Origin of the sequence: Amycolatopsis roodepoortensis (genome assembly GCF_024628825.1) — a bacterium.
GTDB lineage: Bacteria > Actinomycetota > Actinomycetes > Mycobacteriales > Pseudonocardiaceae > Amycolatopsis > Amycolatopsis roodepoortensis.
Genome location: NZ_CP102415.1, coordinates 6815142 through 6834258, shown reverse-complemented (window position 1 = coordinate 6834258; position 19117 = coordinate 6815142). Strand labels below are relative to the sequence as shown.

Below are 19117 nucleotides of genomic sequence, written 5' to 3'. Positions count from 1 at the left end.
CTCCAGATGGATAACCCTGCTTCCCAAAGCAGACAGTATGGCTATCCATCTGAGGGAACTCTCAAGAATCGATCTCCGGCGTGATCCCGCCCGCCGCGGCCAGCGCGCGATGCAGCGCCAGCTCCGCCGTCGGCCCTTCGGCCAGGACGATGCCCGTACACGACCGCTGGTCCGCGAGATGCCGGATCTCGTCGCCGGGGCTCGCCGTCGGGTACCACTCCGGCGAGCCGGGCAGGCCGGGCAGCCTGTCGAGCCCCGACCAGCCCTTCAGCACGCCTTCCGCGGCCGGGTAAGCCAGGACGAACGCGACGCCCGGTCCCCCACCGACCTCCTGGGTGAGCAAGGCGGGTTCCTCGCCGAGCGCCATGGCGACCATCGCGGAGTAGACGTTGGTGCGCAACGACCGGCACAACGCCTCGCCGAGCATCGCCCCGCCGATCCGGATGTTGATCTCGACGACCTCGGGGCCGTCGGCGGTGAGCACGAATTCGGTGTGCGCGAAGCCCTGCTCGTGTCCGGCGGCCTTGAGCACCCGGCCGATCCAGTCCGCCAAACCCGCGTACTCGGCCGCGGGGAAGGCCACCGGGAACGCGGCGGCCTCCTCGCGCCGCACCGGCTCGGGCGACAACTGGCGGGACAGGATTCCGAGCAACCGGCTCCTTCCTTGCCAGCTCACGGTTTCCGCGCTGTAGAGCGGGCCGGCGAAATACGGTTCGGCGATCAGATGCCCCTTCAGCGGCGTCGTCTTCGCCTCCAGCCTGGCTCGCTCGAGTTCGGCCTGATCGCGGACGAGCCACACGCCCCGCGACGACGTTCCCGAAGAATCCTTGACCACCAAGGGAAATCCGAGTTCTTCGGCGACCATGACCGGCACCGTCCTGCCGCGGGTGAGCCCGTGTTCGTACAGCCGGTCGCGCACCGCGCCCTTGTCCCGCAGCACCCGCACGGCGGCCGCGTCCGGCCCCGGCAGGCCGAGCCGGGCGGTGAGTTCCGCGCCGGGCAGCGCCCACGTGTCGGTCGAGTTGATGATCCCGGCGAGGTCCGGGATGGCGCGCAACGCAGTTTCGCAGGCCGCGATGTCGGTGGTGTCGATGTCGACGACTTCGACCCGGTCCGGGCCGAGCGTGCCGAGTTCGTAGCGGTAGATGTCGCGGTTTCCGGTGAACAGCACCAGCTTCCGCCCGGCCTCCGCCGCCGCGTCGGCGAGCCTGCCCAGGCCGAAGGTGAGTGCTTCCAGCAGGACGACGGTCACGACACCCGCTCCTTCCGGTACGACGGCTGCACGGGTATCCCGAACCGGCGGCGCCGCCAGTCCATCGCCGCCCACGGCAGGGCGAGTTCGTCGAGTGAGGCGATCTCGCGCGGCGCGAGCCCCGCCGGATCGACCGCTTCCCGGTGCCGGGCGAAAACCCTTGCCGTGTAACGGTGTCCGGTGTCCGCGCCGATCACGACGTGGGTCCGATCCGGATTCCGCGCCGCCTCCCAGCCCGCGACGAGGTACGCCGCGCCGGTGGAAAGCCCGGCGAACACGGCGTGGTCACGCATCAGACCGACGGTCGCGGCCATGGCGTGCACGAAGTCCAGCCAGTGGATCCGGTCGTACAGCGCGTGATCCACGTTGCCGAACGGGATGGCGGAGCCGATCCCCGCGATGATCGCGTCCGGATCGGTGAACCGTTCGCTGCCGAAGGTGACGCTGCCGAACGGCTGGACCCCGGTCAGGCGGACGTCGGGATCGCGTTCACGCAGCGAGCGGGCGATCCCGCCGGTCGACGCGCCGGTGCCCACACTGCCGACGACGGTGAGCGGCCCGGACGGCAGCGCGCGGGCCACGAGATCGGCGACCTCGGCGTAGCCCACGTAGTGCACGGGGTCGTGGTACTGGCGCATCCAGTGCATGTCCGGATGACGTTCCAGCAGTTCGTGCACGCGGGCGACCCGGCGCCGCTGGTCGAGGCGGAGATCGTCCGACGGCGGCATCTGGTCCACCGTCGCGCCCAGGATCTCCAGCTGCGAGCGCATGGTGAGGTCGACGGTGGTGGACGCGACGATGTGGCAGCGCAGACCGTAGCGGTGGCAGGCCATCGCCAGCGCGAGCGCGTAGATCCCGCTGGAGCTGTCGATCAGTGTCTGTCCTTTTCGGACGGTTCCGTCGGCGAGCAGCGACCGCACCGCGCCGAGCGCCGCGTAGACCTTCAGGGTCTCGAAGCGGATCAGCACGATGTTCGGTTCGAGCCGGATCAACGCCGGCGTCTTGATCGCGTCGGTGACGTGGTCGTGGACCAGCGCGGACATCGCGGTCACCGGCCGATCGAGCGCAGATACGCGGCCAGTGACTCGGCACCCGCCGCGTTGCGCGGGCCGCTCACGAGGTCGCCGTAGGAGATGACATGGAACCGGTTGTCGCGCACGGCGGGCGTGTTCTTCAGCTGTGGCGCGGATTTGACGAAGGCGATCTTGTCCTTGGCGGGCTGATCGGCGTAGTCCACCACGACGATCACCTCGGGTTCGGCCTTCACCACCGCTTCCCAGCCGACGCTGCCCCAGCCGTCCCGCAGATCGCGGAAGACGTTCGTCCCGCCGGCGGCGTCGATGATGTCGTTGGGGGCGGCGTGTTTCCCGGACGTGAACGGCTGGTCGGTGCCGGAGTCGTAGACGAACACCTTGGCGGGCGGTGTCTTCGGCGCTCCGGCGCGGACCTTGTCGAAGCGTCCCTTGAGTTCCGTGACCAGCTCGTCGGCCCGCTGGCGCACGCCGAAGATGTCGCCGAGATTGCGCAGGTCGGTGTAGAGCGCTTCGAGCGGCGTCACTTCCTGCTTCGCGGTGGGATACTCCCAGCAGGTCTCGGTGTGCAGGTAGCTCCGGATACCGACCTGCTCCAGCAGTTTCGGCGTGATCCCCCGTTCCTCGCTGAACCCGGAGTTCCAGCCCGCGATCACCCAGTCCGCCTTGGCGTTGACCAGGATCTCGCGAGTGACCCGCGAGGTGCCGAGCCGTTCGACCTTGGCGTAGTCGTCCTTCCACGGCGAACCGGCGATCGAGGGGTCACCGAGCGAATTCATCACGTAGCCGCGCATCCGGCCGGCGAGCCCGAGCGCGAACATCTTCTCGGCACCCGAAACGTCGTAGGCGACGGGACGTTGCGGCGCGGGGAAGGTGACCTGGGCGCCGCAATTGGTCACCGTGGCCTGTGCCGGCGCGGTCGGCCCGGCCTCGACCTGGGCACCGCAGGCGCTCAGGAGCAGTGCCGCGGCGAAGAGCGCGGTCACCCTAAACGGCTTCATCGTGTGATCCCCTCGGTTTCATCGGCGGGAAGGTCGTAGAGCAGTTGGATCGCCCCGGTCACGGGATGGGTCACCTGGGTGACCTCGACGCCGAACACGGCGCGGACCGTTTCCGGCGTGAGCACTTCGGCCGGGGTGCCGCAGGCGGCGAGCGATCCGGCGCGCAGCAACGCGATCCGGTGACAGACGGCGGCGGCGAGGTTGAGGTCGTGCAGCGCGACGAGCACGGTGAGCCCGCAGTCGCGCAGGAACTTCAGCAGTTCCACCTGGTGGCGGACGTCGAGATGGTTCGTCGGCTCGTCGAGGACCAGTACCTCCGGTTCCTGGACGAGCGCCCTCGCCACCAGCACCCGCTGCCGTTCGCCACCCGAAAGCGTCAGCACGCTGCGCTGGGCGAGATGGGTGATGTCCATCCGCCGCAACGCTTCCCGGCACAACGCGCGTTCGCGGGCCGACAGCCGGAGATTGCCGCGCTGATGCGGCGACCGCCCGAGCGCGACGACCTCCTCGACCGTGAAGTCCAGATCGGCCCGGCTGTCCTGGGTGAGCGCGGCGATCCGGCGGGCGGTGTCGCGCAAACCCTGCCCGGCGAGGTCGGTCCCGTCGAGCAGGACCGCACCGCCGGACGGCGACAGCGCCCGGTAGACACAGCGCAACGCCGTCGACTTGCCGCTGCCGTTGGGGCCGAGCAGGCCGACGACCTCGCCCGCGCCGACGTCCAAGCACAGCTCGCGGATCAGCGCCGACCCGGCCACCTCGACGGAAAGTTCCCGCAGTGACAGCATCAGCGTCCTCCGAACGCGTAGCCGCGGCGCCGCATCACGACGAGGAACACCGGAACGCCGATGAGCGCGGTGATCACGCCGAGCGGCAGTTCCTCGGGCGCGACGAGCGTGCGGGCCAGCAGATCGACCCACACCAGGAAGACCGCGCCCACCAGCGGCGCGAGCGCCAGCACCCGGCGATGCCCCGAACCGGCGATCATCCGCACCACATGCGGCAGGACCAGCCCGACGAACCCGATCGAGCCGCTGACCGCCACCAGCAGGCCGGTGACGACCGCGGTGAGCAGGAAGAGCCAGCGGCGCAACGCGGCCGCGTCGGTCCCGAGGCTCATCGCGGTCTCGTCGCCCATGGACAGGACGTCGAGCGCGGTGCCGTACCGCAGCAGGACCACGACCGCGACGGCCACCCCGAGCGCGGCCAGCGGCAGTGACGCCCAGGTCGCCGCGCCGAGGCTGCCGAGCAACCAGAACAGCACGGTCTGCGCGGCCTGGCCGTTCGGCGACAGGTAGACGAGCACGCTCATCACCGCCTGGAAGGCATACGTGAGCGCGACCCCGGTGAGCACGAGACGCAACGGCGTCAGGCCGAATTTGCTGCGGGCGGCGAGATAGACGATCGCCGTCGCGCCGAGCGCGCCGAGGAAGGCCGCCGTCGACAACGCCAGCACGCCGAGCCCGGCGAAGAGGCCGAACACCACGACGGCGGCGGCGCCGACCGAGGCGCCCGACGAGATCCCGAGCACGAACGGATCGGCGAGGGCGTTGCGGACCAGTGCCTGCACCGCGACGCCGACCACCGCGAGCCCCGCGCCGACCACGGCCGCCAGCAGCACCCGCGGGGCGCGGACCTGCCAGACGATCGAGTAGCCGGTGACCTCGTCGCCGGTGATGGTGCCCCCGGTGATCGCCTTTCCCAGGTAGCGCAGGACATCCGGGAGCGCGACGGTGGACGGTCCGAGCGCGATGCCCGCGATCAGCGAGATCAGGAGCGCGACCGACAGCAGGATCACCGGTCCGGTGAGCCGCAGCGGACGCGCCGTCTCGTCATCCGGTTCCGCGAAGAGGCGGAGCGATTCAGCCGGCACGTTCACCACGCACGATCAGGCGGCGCGCGTGGTTGTCGTACGGCGAACCGTCGAAGTCACCGAAGCACTCGACACCGGTGAAGCCCGCCGTCTCGAACAGCGCCTTCAGTTCCGCGGCGCTGTAGAGGAAGGACAGGATCGACGCCTGCTTCGCCTCGCCGTCGCGGACCAGGGTCCACTCGGTCCTGAGCCGGGTCCAGTCGTCGAGGATGGTGTCGCGCATGAACACCGTCCCGCCGTCGACGTCGACCGCCTTCGGGCGCCCGACCCAGCCTGCCAGCACCTCCTTGCCGAGTACGTCGATCAGCAGCCTGCCGCCGGGCGCGAGGCTGGCGTAGGCGTTTCGCAGCACCGCGAGGTTGTCGCCGGGCTCGGTGAAGTAGCCGAACGACGTGTACATGTTGATGATCAGGTCGTATGCGGCGGGTTCGCTGTATTCGAGCATGTCGGCCTGGATCAGCTTCGCGGCGACTCCCGCGTTCTCACACGCTTCACGCGCGCGTTCGAGCATCGCCGGGCTGAGGTCGACGCCGGTCACGTCGGCACCCCGCTTCGCCAGCGGCACGACGTGGATCGCCGGGCCGCAGGCCAGGTCCAGCACCTTCGTCTCCGGTGTGACCGCGAGCAGCGGCGACGTGGCCGTCAGGCGTTCGGCCTCTTCGGCGCGGCTGGGCGGGAACATGACGTCCGCGAAGCCGACCCACAGGTCGTCGTCCTCGTACCAGTGCATCTCTCTCCGCTCGCCGGGCCGCACGATTCAGCCCCACAAGTCGTCGAAAGGTCGTCTTCGGTTCCCGGCTCCGTCACCTTTCTCGTGGAGTGATCACGGGATGGGCGTTCGGGGGCAGTCACGGGCGCCCGAGCCTGCCCGAAGTACATGAAGGCCCCCTTCCTTGCGCCTGGCGCAAGGAAGTGGGCCTTCATGTACTTGGGGTAGGAGTGAAGGTCGAGTTTCCTCGGCTGAGCCGAGGGAAGGGGTCCTTCACGCGCGGCCGCTGTGGCAGCTGTGGCAGCTGGTGCACCCGCCTACCGGAACGACCACCCCGGCCCGGCGCTCACGGCGGCGGGATCAGATCGATGAGGAACGTCTGGTCGGGCGCTCCGGAACAACGCTCCCGCACGACCTCCGTCCCCGCGACGGTGTCCAGGTCGCGCAGGCCGAGGCACTGGCTGGTGCCGACGGGCCGGATGACGAACCGCCCCGGCTCGTCCGGGCCCGCCGAGCCGATGGTGAACAACTGGTCCATACCATCGTCGTCGCAGTCGTCGCGGGACTCGATCAGATCGTGTCCCAGCCCTTCGTTCACCACCGTGAGGCAGCCGACCCCGGTCTCCGGATGGTGCCACTGGAACTGCACGGCGTTCTCTTCCCCCACCGGATCGATGAACAGGCGCGGCGCCGCCTCACCGCAGGGCTGCTGTGCGACGACGGCACCGGAATACAGCCGGGTCCGGTCCTGCCCTTCGGCGAGACAGAACTGGGGCGACCGGGCCGGGCGGATCTGCGCCCAGCTGCCCACTTCCCGCACGTCCAGCCCCGGCACGACGGCCGCGGTCTCCTTGGCCTTCGAGGACGCGCCGAACGACCGCGTCAGATATCCCAAGGTCCCGACGAGGACGACGCTCACGAGCGCGGCCACGATCAGCGGCGCGCGCCAGCGCCGACGAGGTCGCGGCTCTGGCTCCGGCCCGGGCTCCGGCGGTGGGACGGTTTCGCCCTTCGTCTCGTCGGTGGGTCGCGGCGGAGTGCCCATCGCGATCCGGGTCCGGGAGTCGAGCCACCGCCGTACCTCTTCGTCGTTCAACCCGCACGCGCGCGTGAACGTCTCGACGAACGATTCACGGGGCAGTGTGGTGCGGCCGAGAGTGGTCGCGACCGTACTCGCCGGAAGTGTTCCCCCGAGTTCTTTCGCCCGCCCGGCCAACTGCCGATAAGTCAATCCGGACCACGTTCTCAATACACGCAGTGCTGCTGTGAACTCAGCCGGTGAAGCCGTCGAGTCCGGCGGGTGAACCGTCGCCGGCGACTCCCCGTCGTCGCCCCCCTCATCAACGATCATCGCTCTAGATTGACTGAGCCGATCTCAGCCGCGATACCGCCATTCAGCGGCGCCGGAAACCGCTGTTCGGACCACTCGAACGATTTCGAACAAGGCCGAACTGGCCGAAGGTTGCCCCTGCGCTGGTCAGGAAGTCAGGCTGGCCCCAGTCGGTTTCGACACCGACCGAACCTGGGGAGGCCCGGGAAAGCCGGGCCGGAGAAAAATGAGCAAACCGGAAGCATCCGCACGATCATCGTCAAGGGCGACGGTGAACCCGGCGGAAACTCCCGGTTCATCTCGGAAGGCGTCCACTGAAATCTCTGCACTGAAGACCGGATGACGCCGGCATCGCCCGTATGGGGCGGCCGATGCGCTGATTCCGAAGAAGAACCCTCGTGCGCCGCACATCTGAGCACACGCGAGGAGTGAACGCTGCGATTTCCGCAGTGTACCGCCGGTTCGGCACCCGTTCGAGGGCATAACCCTTCTCCATGCCTTCCGGCGGTATGGCTCGGTCTCGCTCGAACTCGGTCGCCCCTGAATGGCGAACATCGGATTTGTGGAGCGTTGTTGATGGATAACGGGCAAAATGCCGTCGCCGAAAGGCAGGTAGTCGTCGTCGGCGCCGGTAATGCGGGCCTCTGCGCGGGGATAGCCGCACTACAAGCGGGCGCGACGGCGGTCAGCGTCCTCGAAGCCGCACCGAAGAATTTACGCGGCGGAAACAGTTCCCTGACCAGGACGATGCGTTTCTCCTGGCAAGGAAGCCCATTCATCGCTTCCCTGTTACGGGAGGCGGACAAAGGCCGCGTCGACGAGATCCTGGCGGGCAGGCGGGGATACACCGACGAGCAGTACCTCGGCGATTGGCTGGCGGTGTCCGGTGATCAGGTGGACGTCGCCCTCATCGAATCGATCATCCGCCGGTCGACGGACACGATCACCTGGATGCGCGACTTCGGTCAGCGCTGGGCCCCGAGACCGACCCCGCTGCCCGGTGACGTGCCGATCGTCCTCGACGGGGGCGGCCAGAGCCTGCAGGACCGGAACTTCGCCCGGTTCGAACAGCTCGGCGGAACGGTCTTCTACGACAGCGCGGTCACCGGATTCGAGAAGACCGCCGGCGACCGGTATCTGCTCCACGGTTCCGGCCCCGCGTTCCCGATGCTCGCCGACGCGCTGGTGCTGGCGTCTGCCGGTTTCGAGGCGAACGACCGGCTGCGGGAACGCCACCTCGGGGAGGAGTGGCGGGACGTGAAGCTGCGCGGCGTTCCGTTCAACGAAGGGGCCCCGCTGGCGGCGGCCGTCGACCTCGGCGCCGACACCGCGGGCAACTGGGAAAAATGCCACACCACGCCGCAGGGCATCAACCTGCCCGACCACATGCTGCCGGGGCAGATGCACAAATCCCATGGCCTCGCCCGCTACGCCTATCCGCTGGGTGTCGTGGTCAACCGGGAGGGGCGCCGGTTCTTCGACGAATCCGGCGGCTACAGCAACCTCACCTACGTCACGCTGGGCCAGAAGATCCAGGAACAGCCCGGAAAGATCGCGTTCCAGATCTTCGACGACAAGGTCGTCTCGGCGGGCGCGCTCCCGAAGGGCTACGTCGGCGATCCGGCGTCGGTGTCGGTCTCCTCGCTCGAAGAAGGCGCCCGGCGGCTCGGCATCGACGCCGCGAACCTGGCCGCCGAAGTCCAGCGGCTGCACGACGGCCAGGCGGAGAAACGACTCGACACCCCTCCGTTCCTGTTCGTCCCGGTGGTCTGCGGGCTGACCTTCACCTACGGCGGGCTGTCCGTGACCCCGGACGCCGAGGTACGCGGTGGTGGCGAGCCGATCAGCGGCCTGTACGCGGCGGGCGTGATCGTGGGCGGCCTTTACGACCAGGGCTATCCGGGCGGCACCGGCCTGATGGCGGGCGCCGTGCTGGGGCGGGCGGCGGGAACGTCCGCCGCCCGTCACGCCATCCGGTCACGGGGAGGGGAAGCCCGTGTCGGCACCAGCGCTGGCTGAGAAGACGATCGTGATCGTCGGACTCGGCAAGATCGGCTCGCTGTACGCCACGTGCTACGGGCAGGCGGGCCACCGGATCCGCACCGTGGACATCGGCGACGGCGGCGACTGGGAGCGGGTGGCGCAGGTGCCGGATCCCGCGGCGGTCGACGCCTGGGTGGTCGCCACCCCGACGGCGTCCCATCTCGCGATCGTCGACGAGATACTGCGGCGGCGGCCCGATGCCCGTGTCCTGCTGGAGAAACCGGCCTGCTACCCGGACGACCTCGCCGATCTCGGCCACACGGTCCGGCGCCATCCCCGTGCCCGGATCATCGTCAACGACGTGTACTCGCACAGCGAAGCCGTGCAGCGCTTCGCGGCGTCGGTGCGGGAATCCGCCGTGTCCGATCCGATCAGGAAGATCACCGTCGAATTCACCAAGAACCGCGAATTCGACGTCGCGAACGGCAGATTCGTCGACACCCAGTACGGCGAAGCAGGCTACGAGGGCTTCCACATGCTGAGCATCCTGCGCGCGATCCTCCCGTCCGCGGCGTACCGGACCTATCTGCGCACGGTGCCGTCTTCGGTGACGCCGGAGATGCGGGTACGGACCACGGCTCCCGGTATCCCGGAGGTCGAGCTCTACACGTCGTCGACCGGCGCCATCGCCTTCCCCGAGCTGGCCGGATTCGCTTTCCCGGAAAGGGTTTCGAGGGATTTCATCGCCCCGGCGGTGATCCCGTACGGGTCCGAGTTCCGGTACCGGTTCGCGGACGTCGAGCTCCGCTCCGGCAAGCACGTCACCTTGGTCTTCGAACCGTTCTTCGGCGCGGATCCCGACCACAAGAACGTCCACACCGTCCACATCAGGGACACCGCCGCTCCGGCGCGCCATTTCCGCATCGCCGTCAACCATTTCAAGGAGGCACTCCTGACCCAGTTGGACCTTTTGCAGCATCTCGACGAGGGCACCACGGTGGTCCGCCCCGCCGAGCACCGGTTCCTCGCCGCCCTTGGTTCGGCGATGTTCACCGGAATCTTCCCGCAGACAACGGAAAACGAGAAGTTCGCACGAATTGGGAGCGAAGCATGACGCGAAGCATCGAAGATCTTTCGACACTGTTGCGGCCGGCCAAGGACATGCTGCCCGAGGTCTCGGACCGCGACGTGGCGCTGGCCGAGGTCACCGGCCAGATCAAGAACGACGACGCCGCCCGGGCGCTGTTCTCGAAGGCGTGCCGGTTCGAGGCACCGTTCACCGCGAGCTGGATCCACGGCCCCGGTGACGAATCCCCTTATCTGTCACTGGAGCTGGCCGCGTCGTCGCTGGACGACGACCGGTATCGCGCCCTGCTCGCCGACGTCGTGCTGTCGACGTCGACCTCGATCCCCTACGACTACCGGGCTCTGGCCGCGGAGCGGCTCGTACAGGCCGGGACGGGCGAGTACGCCGGCGCTCTCCAGGAGGTCGTCGACTCCTACGAACCGCTGCCCGCCCGCGGGCTGCAGGCGAAGATCGCCGTCCCCACCGACGGTATCGACCACCTCTTCGACATCCCCGAAACGGTGACCGGCAGGCTCAACCTCCTGATCGCGGCCAGCCGGGCGAAGACGCTGGAGAGCAGGCACATGCTCGCCGTCCGCGTCCTCGCGAACGGTGTCCTGCCGGAGGAACCGGTCGGCGAACCGGAGCGGCTGATCCTCGAAGACGTCGGGACGACCATGGTCGCGCCGTCGGACTACCTCGTGCCGTGGGACCAGGAGTTCCCCGGGGAGCACGGCTCCGGCCTCACGCTCGCGGAACTGGTGCGCATCACCTTGATGTGCGGTGAGTTCTCGCTTCCGGACACGACCGTGCGGCCGATCCTGGTCGACTTCTACCGGTCGGTGCTGCGCACCTGCGGCCGCTCGATCATCGGCCTTTCGGCGGGCGTTTTCCATGTGGAGCACGGCACGCTCGCCACGCCTTCGTACTACTACCAGGGCCGCGACGCGATCCTCGGCAAGGGCTGCGTGATCGACTGCGTCGGCGGGGCGGTGCTGCAGTCGGGTTCGTTCCTCGGCGGCGGCTACATGCCGATCCTGATCCACACCCACAAGCACATCCGCAAGGGCGGTCAGGCCGCCGCCTCCGAGCGGAAGCAGATCCTGCCGTGCGTCTTCGCGGCGGAGGCGGGCGCGCGTTACCCGATGGACGCCATCGGCCTGTTCGAAACGGTGGACTACCTCGGCAGGGAGACCCCGTACGAGGGGATCAGGGCGATCCCGCACGCCAAGTGACACGACGTTCGTCCGGCTGAAAATCCGTATCTCGCGACGTCGCCGGGCAGTGCGGTTCCGTGCTGCCCGGCGACGTCGAACAACTGGAGGGTAAGGGAATGGGTGCAACTATGGGGGCAGAGGTCGCCGTCATCGGCGCGGGCTACGTCGGGCTGACCACGGCCGCGTGCCTTTCGTCCTTGGGACACCGCGTCGTGTGCGCGGACGTCGACCAGGAAAAGCTCGACGCGCTGCAGCGCGGAGAAGCGACCATCAGGGAACCGGGGATCTGCGAACTCGTCGTGGACGGGCTGGCGTCCGGACGGCTGCGGTTCGTCCTCGGCGCGAGCGCGGCGGCCGCGGCGGCGGAGATCGTCATCCTCTGCGTGCCGACACCGATGGGCGCGAGCGGCGCGGCGGATCTGACCGCCTTGGAATCCGTCGTGGCCGAGGTGCGGGATCTCCTGCCGCCCGGCTGCGTCGTGGTGAACAAGTCGACGGTCCCCGTCGGCACGGCGGCCCGCGTCGCCGGCCTGATCGATCGCCCCGACGTCGCGGTCGTGTCCAATCCCGAATTCCTGCGCGAGGGGTTCGCGGTCCACGACTTCCTGAACCCCGACCGGGTCGTGGTCGGTTCGGCCGATCGCGACCCGGTCCCCGCCCGCCGGGTCGCCGAGCTGTACGACAAGCTCGACACCTCCGTGCTGGTGACCGATTCCGCGAGCGCCGAGTTGATCAAGTACGCGTCCAACTGCTACCTCGCGACGCGTCTGTCCTTTGTGAACACCGTCGCGGAGCTGTGCGAATACCTCGACGCGAGTATCGACGACGTGACGACCGGGATGGGGTACGACGAGCGGATCGGCAAGTCGTTCCTGCGGCCGGGCCCCGGCTGGGGCGGCTCCTGCCTGCCGAAGGACACTTTCGCGCTGCTGCGCACCGCGGAGTCGGCGGGCAGCGATTTCGCCTTGCTGCGGGCGGCGATCGAAACCAACGTGAAGCAGCAGGAGCTCGTGGTCGGCAAGGTGCGCAAGGCCGTCGGCGGCGACCTCGCCGGCGTCCGGATCGGCCTGCTCGGCTTGACGTTCAAGGCCGGGACGGACGATCTGCGGGACTCCCCGTCGCTGGCGATCGCGGCGCTGCTGGCCGCCGAAGGCGCGGTACTGACCGGCTACGACCCCAGCGTCCACGCGCCGGTGGCGGGCGTGACGGACGCCGTGCGGATCGCCGGGACCGCCTATCACGCGGCGAACGGGGCGGCGGCGGTGGTGCTGCTGACCGAATGGCCGGAGTTCCGCGCCCTCGACTGGGGACGGATCGCCGACCGGCTCCACGGCCGGTCCGTCATCGACACCCGGAACCTGCTCGACCCGCACACCGTGGCGCGGACCGGGCTCGCCTACCAGGGCATCGGCCGTCCGGACAGTGTCTGGGCCCCCGTGGCGCCCGTCGCCGAAATGGTCACGCAAGCAGGATGACCACGGGGTGGACGGCGGGCGATCCCGCCCGTCGTCCGTCCCTTCCGGCGCCGGAAGAGGAGGACGGATGCCGAAGCGAACCCGGCCCTGGCCCGCGCTTTTCGCACTGTGCCTGGGTTTCTTCATGGTCATGCTCGACATCAGCATCGTGAACATCGCGGTGCCGTCGATGGTGCGCGAACTCGGCACCGAGCTGACCGCGGTGATCTGGGTGACCAGCGTGTACCTGCTCGCCTACGCCGTCCCGATCCTGCCCGCCAGCAGGCTGGGCGACCGGTTCGGGCCGAAACGCGTCTTCGTCGCCGGGCTGCTGGTGTTCACCGCGGCATCGCTCTGGTGCGGGCTCGCCGGCGACGTCGAGACGCTGATCGCCGCCCGCGCGGTGCAGGGTTTCGGTGCCGCGCTGATGACACCGCAGACCACGGCCTTCATCACGCATCTGTTCCCGCCGGACGAACGCGGCCCGGCGATGGGCGCCTGGGGCAGCGTCGCGGGCCTCGCCATGATCGCCGGCCCGGTACTGGGCGGGGTGCTCGTCGACCGGCTCGGCTGGGAATGGATCTTCTTCGCGAACGTCCCGGTCGGGCTGATCGCGCTGGCGCTCACCGCCGTCCTCGTCCCCGACTGGCGGCCGGGGAATTCGCACCGCTTCGACGTTCCCGGCATCCTGCTCTTCGGCGCCGGTCTCGTCTGCGTCGTCTTCGGAATCCAAAATGGACAGACCTACGGCTGGGGCACGGCCTTCGAGATCATCGGGGCAGGGGTGCTGCTGCTCGGCGGTTTCGTCCTGTGGCAACGGGCCAACCGCCGCGAACCGCTGCTGCCGTTACGGATCTTCCGTCACCGCGACTTCTCACTGGGTGCCGCGTCGGCGGTGACGGTCGGTTTCACGATGACCAGCATGCTGCTGCTGTTCGTCGTCTACGTCCAATCGGTGCTGGGGCTGTCTCCGGCCGACGCCGGGCTGCTCATCGCACCGCTCGCCTTGGTGTCCGGCGGCGTCGCGCCGTTCGCGGGCAGGCTCTCGGACCGGGTGAATCCCAAGTACCTGCTGGCGTTCGGGATGCTCTCCCTGAGCAGCGGCCTGTGCCTCGTCTCGCTGGTGATCATCCCCGCGAGTTCACCGCAGGCCCTGCTCCCCGGGCTGCTGCTCTGCGGCCTCGGGGTCGGGTTCACCTTCTCCCCGATGAACAACGTGACCCTCAACTCCGTCGAGCGTTCGCTGGTCGGCAGCGCGTCGGGCATCTTCAACACCGCGCGCCAGGTGGGCGGAGTGCTCGGTGGCGCGGCCGTCGGTGTGCTGGTGGAGGCGCGGGCCGGTGCCTCGATGACGGCGCGGGCTCCCGAAGCGGCGGTGGCGTTGCCCGCCGAATTCCGGCAACGGTTCGTCGACGGTTTCACCGGGGAAGCCGGGGCGGCGGCCGTCGCCAGCGAGTTCGGCGGCGCTCCCGACGTCCCCGCGGAGCTGCCGTCCGAGATCGCGGCCCAGGCCCGGGAGCTGGCCGCGCAGGTCACCGGTGCCGCGCTCACGGACGCGGTCAAGGCCGCTTTCCTGCTTCCCGTCGGCGCGCTGATCCTCGGCCTCGTGTGCTCGGTGAACCTGCGGGGGCCGATCGGGCAGCGCGGATCGCCCGATCGGATGACCGCGACCCGGTGAGCACCGGCGCGGACCTGGCTACCGTCGCTGTATGACTCTCGTACCGACGGTCGACCTGAGCACCTGGCACGACGGCGACCGCACGCGGCTCGCGCACACCGTCGACGAGGCCTTGAGGAGCGTCGGATTCCTCCAGGTCGTCGGGCACGGCATCCCCCGGGCGACGATCGACGACATGTGCGAAGCGACCGCTGCCTTCTTCGCGCTCCCCGTCGAGGAGAAGCTCCGATCCGCGCCGGCCGACCGCGCCTCGGATCGCGGGTACGCGGCCGAAGGCACCGAAGGGCTGGCGTACAGCCTCGGCGAGAAGACACCGCCCGACCTGTCGGAATCGTTCGTCATCGGCGCGGAGCACATCGACGGCGGAGACCCGTACGGCTTCTTCGTCCCCAACATCTGGCCCGAGGCGCCGGAGAACCTGCGTCCCGCGCTCACCGCATACGCCGACGAAGCGCACCGGGTCGCGCGAGTGCTGCTGGAGATCTTCGAGAAGGCGCTCGGGCTGCCGGACGGCTACCTCGGCGCGTACACCCGGCATCCGACACGCACCCTGCGGGTGAATCACTTCGAGCGCCGCGCCGGAGCGCCCGAGCCCTTGCCGGGCCAGATGCGGCTCGGCGCGCACACCGACTACGGCATCGTCACCGTCCTCTACGCCGACCCGGTCCCCGGCCTCCAGATCCACGGCCCCGACGGCGCCTGGCACGACGTCGTCCCCGCCGAGGACGCGCTGGTGGTGAACCTCGGCGACCTCACCGCGCAGTGGACCAACGACCGCTGGCGCTCCACCCTGCACCGGGTCGTGCCGCCGTCCGGGCCGGGGCCGTCACGGCGGCGGAGCGTGGCGTTCTTCTTCGACGGCGACCACGACGCGCGGTTCGAATGCCTCCCGACCTGCCATTCCGCCGGCAATCCGCCGAAGTATCCGCCGGTCCTCGGCGGTGCGCACCTCTACGCCAAGATCACCGGCGGGCGGACACTGGAACCCGCCGACGCGATGAACACCGCGGCCGGCCGCGGCTGAGGAAGAATCCTCGGCGGACGATGTCCGGTCCGGTCCGGCGGCTCCGACGTCCCCGGCAGAAGGCACCGGAGCGGTGCCCGCCGAGAGGAGAGAACCATGAAGTACATGATCATGATGTTCGGGTCGCAGAAGGACCTCACCGACATCGCCGGCGCCTGGAGCAGCGACGAGGTCACGGCCCTGCACGAGTTCATGGGCAAGTGGAACAACGACCTGGTCGAATCGGGCGAGTTCGTCGACGCGCAGGGCCTCTCCCAGCCGGCGCACGCCCGCCGCGTCTCCCTGCGCGACGGCTCCCTGGTGGTGACGGACGGACCGTATGCCGAGACCCAGGAGGTCCTGGTCGGGTACACGACCGTCGACTGCGCGAGCTACGACCGCGCCATCGAGATCGCGGCCCAGCTGGCGAACACCCCGCATCCGGAAGGCAGCGACCTCGGCCGCGACTGGTACGTCGACATCCGGCCGTGCGCCGACAGCTTCGAAGAACTGGAGCTCTAGGTGCCGGACAGCGGCGTCGAAGACCTGCTGCGCGAGCTGTCTCCGCAGGTCCTCGGCGCCGTCGTCCGCCGCTACGGTCACTTCGACCTGGCGGAGGACGCGACGCAGGAGGCGCTGCTCGCGGCCGCGACGCAGTGGCCCGCCGAAGGACGGCCCGAAAACCCGCGCGCGTGGCTCATCACGGTCGCCTCGCGGCGGCTGACCGACCTCCTCCGTGCCGAGCAGGCGCGACGCCGTCGCGAGGACACCGTCGTCCAGCGGACGTTGCCGGAGGAGTATCTCGCCCCCGCCGCGGACCGGAGTGCCGCCGACTCAGACGACACGCTCGTCCTGCTCTTCCTGTGCTGTCACCCGTCCCTGTCGCCCGCGTCGCAGATCGCGCTGACCCTGCGCGCGGTCGGCGGCCTCACCACGGCGGAGATCGCCCGCGCGTTCCTGGTGCCCGAAGCGACGATGACCCGGCGGATCAGCCGCGCGAAGGCCGGGATCAAGGCCGGTGGTGTCCCGTTCGGCATGCCGCCGGAGGCGGGACGGCTCGACGTGGTGCTCCACGTGCTGTACCTGATCTTCACCGAGGGGTACGCCACCACGTCCGGCCCTGTTCTGGTGCGGAGCGATCTTTCCGCCGAAGCCATCCGGCTGACCAGGATCGTCCACCGGCTGCTGCCGGACGACAGCGAGGTCACCGGGTTGCTCGCGCTGATGCTGCTCACGGATGCGCGCCGTCCGGCGAGGACGGGGCCGGACGGCGCGCCGATCCCGATGTCCGAACAGGACCGGAGCCGGTGGAACACCGAGTACGTCGCCGAGGGCATCGCGCTGCTGTCCGAAGCGCTGCCGCACGGGCCGACCGGGCAGTACCAGATCCAGGCGGCCATCGCCGCGCTGCACGACGAGGCGCCGAGCGCCGAGAAGACCGACTGGCCGCAGATCGAAGCGCTGTACGCGCTTTTGCTGCGGCTCTCCGATAATCCGGTGGTGGCGCTGAACCACGCCGTCGCCGTCGGGATGGCCCAAGGGCCACGGGAAGGCTTGGCGGCGTTGGAAAAGCTGGGCGACCGGATCTCCGGCGACCACCGGTTCCACGCCGCCCGCGCGCATCTGCTGGAGATGGCCGGGGACACCGCCGGAGCCGTCGAGTCCTATGTGGACGCCGCGCGGCTGGCCACGAGCCTGCCGCAGCAGCGGTATCTCCACACGCGGGCCGAACGCCTGCGCGGGTCGTGAGTGGTGAAGACACCACTCACGACCCGGCAGGACTGTCAGCAGCTGACCAGGAGCCCGGTGATCGCCGTGCAGGTCGACGACGCGGTGTCGTTGGCCGCGTTCGGGTCGGCGACGGAACTCTGCGTGATCTTCGCGGTCGTCTTGACCGGCCCGACGGTCAGCAGCCCGGTCGCCACCGAGAACTTGGCGGTGGCACTGGCTCCGGAGGCGAGCGACGGGAAGTCACAGTTGACGACCTTCGTGCCGCCCGGGTTCGAGCAGGACGGCGAGCCGGTGAAGCGCAGCCCGTTGCCGAGGGCCGACGCCACCCGGATCCCGGACGCCGCGGCCGGGCCGGCGTTCGTCACCTTGACCGTGTAGTCGATCGACGACGTCAGGAGCCCGCGCGGGGACGCGGTCAGCGTGACCCCGAGATCGGCGGCGGTCGTGCCGCCGGTGACGGTCAGGACGGGGCCGTCGAAAGTCTCGAAACTGTAGTTCTCACCCAGGAACTGGTGTCGCAGGGTCACCGGGCCGAGCGGGGCGTCGTCCTTGATCCGCAGGGTGAAAGTCACCTTGCGGCTGTCTCCGGGAGCCACGTCCCCGACCCCGCCGCGGATGCTCACGACGTGCGAGCTGCAACTGAGCGCGCCCGGGCACGAGACGACATCGGCGATCCCCGTGAGCGGGGTCTCGGCGGTGTAGAGCGTCGCCGCCCCGCCCTCGATGGCCGCGTCCGTGAGCGCATTGTACAGCGAGTGCTCGACGGTGAACGTCTGTCCACGCTGGACAGTGGTCGGGCTTACCACCACCGAACTGGTGGGAGTCTCGGCGGAGGCGGGCGCCGGTGACACGAGCGTGATGGTGGCGGCCGCGACCACGAGCGACAGAAGTGTGGCTCTTCGAAGCTTCATCGGTTCTCACAATCCCGGACGTCGGTGCGGACAACGATCAGTCGCCGGGTGGCAGGCGTTCGTTACCGGTGTTTCCCGCCGGATGGCCCGCCGCTCTCACCCGCTCGGAGCAACCCGCCCGCGTGTTCCAGGTGCGCAGTACCCGTCTTCGGTCAGCAGTTCGATCACCACGCTCGTTCCCAAGCTGTGACCAACGCCGGCTAGCTCGCGCCTTCGCCGCGAAGCGCGGGAAGCAGATTCGCCTCCTCGTAGGCGAAGTGCTCTTCGAGCCCCTTCACGACGCGCTCGAACTCCTCGCGTAGCGCGGCGCGTTCGATCTCCCCCTTGCCTTGCAGCAGCCGATCGAGATCGCGCAGTGCGCGGGACACGGTCTCGTGCTCCTGACGCAGCCGCTTCAGCGCCGGCGCGAGCCCGGGATGGGCCTTCTCGATCGCGGTGAACGCGCCGTCCTCGCGGAGATGGTGCATGCGCAGGTCGTTGCAGAAGGTCACGCAATGGCCGAGCAGTTCGCCCCGCAGCTCCGTCCGGCGCGCGGCGGGCGCGCCGTCGAGTTCGGCCCGCGCCGCCGCCAGCGTCTTGCGGAGCTCCCCGTGATGGACGAGCAGCTGATCGGCGATCGCCCGGCCGCGGGCGGCGTCGACCTCCAAGAGATGCAGCGCGAAACCCGGTTCCCCGCCTTCGAGCGGCACGGCACGCGCGGCATGCGGCACGCCGTCGATTTCCAGTGTCGCTTGTGGACTGACCAGAAGGTCGCGATACCAAGGTGAATCGCCGTCGGGCGCGAACACCAGGTACCGGCTTCCGGACGGGCGGCAGTCGACACGAGTGGTGCGGGGACGCCCCGTTCCGGCGTCCGCGGTGGTCATCAGCACCGGTACTCC

The 19117-nt window shown here is 69.4% G+C and carries 17 protein-coding genes; 8 read left to right on the top strand and 9 right to left on the bottom strand.

Features of this window, described 5'->3' with window-relative positions; translation table 11 throughout:
* Positions 1-61: 61 nt before the first annotated feature.
* The 7 genes from NQK81_RS32725 to NQK81_RS32695 all read right to left on the bottom strand — a co-directional run bounded on the left by NQK81_RS32725 (position 62) and on the right by NQK81_RS32695 (position 7094).
* Complete coding sequence (locus tag NQK81_RS32725) at positions 62-1252, bottom strand: ATP-grasp domain-containing protein (RefSeq protein WP_257484547.1); 1191 nt, start codon at positions 1250-1252, stop codon at positions 62-64.
* Complete coding sequence (locus NQK81_RS32720) at positions 1249-2304, bottom strand: cysteine synthase family protein (RefSeq protein WP_257484546.1); 1056 nt, start codon at positions 2302-2304, stop codon at positions 1249-1251. Before NQK81_RS32720 ends, NQK81_RS32725 begins: the two co-directional genes overlap by 4 nt.
* A complete protein-coding gene (locus NQK81_RS32715) occupies positions 2301-3284 on the bottom strand; it encodes an ABC transporter substrate-binding protein (RefSeq protein WP_257484545.1) in 984 nt (327 codons plus the stop codon). Before NQK81_RS32715 ends, NQK81_RS32720 begins: the two co-directional genes overlap by 4 nt.
* The gene (locus tag NQK81_RS32710) at positions 3281-4069 is read right to left on the bottom strand and encodes an ABC transporter ATP-binding protein (protein WP_126732609.1); all 789 of its coding nucleotides are present in this window, start codon (positions 4067-4069) and stop codon (positions 3281-3283) included. The genes NQK81_RS32715 and NQK81_RS32710 overlap by 4 nt, the downstream gene beginning before the upstream one ends.
* On the bottom strand, positions 4069-5163 hold the full coding sequence (locus tag NQK81_RS32705; RefSeq protein ID WP_126732608.1) for a FecCD family ABC transporter permease: 1095 nt from the start codon (positions 5161-5163) through the stop codon (positions 4069-4071). Before NQK81_RS32705 ends, NQK81_RS32710 begins: the two co-directional genes overlap by 1 nt.
* Entirely contained in the window at positions 5144-5884 is a 741-nt protein-coding gene (locus NQK81_RS32700; protein ID WP_257484544.1) for a class I SAM-dependent methyltransferase, read from the bottom strand. The genes NQK81_RS32705 and NQK81_RS32700 overlap by 20 nt, the downstream gene beginning before the upstream one ends.
* A 325-nt stretch (positions 5885-6209) precedes the next feature.
* A complete protein-coding gene (locus NQK81_RS32695) occupies positions 6210-7094 on the bottom strand; it encodes an RICIN domain-containing protein (protein WP_257484543.1) in 885 nt (294 codons plus the stop codon).
* A gap of 675 nt (positions 7095-7769) precedes the next feature.
* Between NQK81_RS32695 and NQK81_RS32690 the strand changes: the two genes are divergently transcribed.
* The 8 genes from NQK81_RS32690 (at position 7770) to NQK81_RS32655 (ending at position 17343) form a co-directional block, all read left to right on the top strand.
* Positions 7770-9212, top strand: coding sequence for an FAD-binding protein (locus NQK81_RS32690; protein ID WP_257484542.1), 1443 nt, complete (start codon positions 7770-7772; stop codon positions 9210-9212).
* Positions 9190-10290 carry a Rossmann-fold NAD(P)-binding domain-containing protein gene (locus NQK81_RS32685; RefSeq protein ID WP_257484541.1) on the top strand — a complete coding sequence of 367 codons (1101 nt, stop codon included), beginning with the start codon at positions 9190-9192 and terminating at the stop codon, positions 10288-10290. The genes NQK81_RS32690 and NQK81_RS32685 overlap by 23 nt, the downstream gene beginning before the upstream one ends.
* Complete coding sequence (locus NQK81_RS32680) at positions 10287-11477, top strand: hypothetical protein (protein ID WP_257484540.1); 1191 nt, start codon at positions 10287-10289, stop codon at positions 11475-11477. Before NQK81_RS32685 ends, NQK81_RS32680 begins: the two co-directional genes overlap by 4 nt.
* A gap of 110 nt (positions 11478-11587) precedes the next feature.
* Positions 11588-12934, top strand: coding sequence for a UDP-glucose dehydrogenase family protein (locus NQK81_RS32675; RefSeq protein ID WP_257484539.1), 1347 nt, complete (start codon positions 11588-11590; stop codon positions 12932-12934).
* Between the two features lie 67 nt (positions 12935-13001).
* On the top strand, positions 13002-14591 hold the full coding sequence (locus NQK81_RS32670; RefSeq protein ID WP_257484538.1) for a DHA2 family efflux MFS transporter permease subunit: 1590 nt from the start codon (positions 13002-13004) through the stop codon (positions 14589-14591).
* A 31-nt stretch (positions 14592-14622) separates the two neighbouring features.
* On the top strand, positions 14623-15615 hold the full coding sequence (locus NQK81_RS32665; protein ID WP_257484537.1) for an isopenicillin N synthase family dioxygenase: 993 nt from the start codon (positions 14623-14625) through the stop codon (positions 15613-15615).
* A 96-nt stretch (positions 15616-15711) separates the two neighbouring features.
* Complete coding sequence (locus tag NQK81_RS32660) at positions 15712-16116, top strand: YciI family protein (protein ID WP_257484536.1); 405 nt, start codon at positions 15712-15714, stop codon at positions 16114-16116.
* Positions 16117-17343, top strand: a complete 1227-nt coding sequence (locus NQK81_RS32655; protein ID WP_257484535.1) for an RNA polymerase sigma factor — start codon at positions 16117-16119, stop codon at positions 17341-17343.
* A 35-nt stretch (positions 17344-17378) separates the two neighbouring features.
* Here NQK81_RS32655 and NQK81_RS32650 read toward each other — a convergent pair whose 3' ends face one another.
* Positions 17379-18236, bottom strand: coding sequence for a DUF11 domain-containing protein (locus NQK81_RS32650; protein ID WP_257484534.1), 858 nt, complete (start codon positions 18234-18236; stop codon positions 17379-17381).
* A gap of 200 nt (positions 18237-18436) precedes the next feature.
* Entirely contained in the window at positions 18437-19102 is a 666-nt protein-coding gene (locus tag NQK81_RS32645; RefSeq protein ID WP_257484533.1) for a nitroreductase/quinone reductase family protein, read from the bottom strand.
* Positions 19103-19117 lie beyond the last annotated feature (15 nt).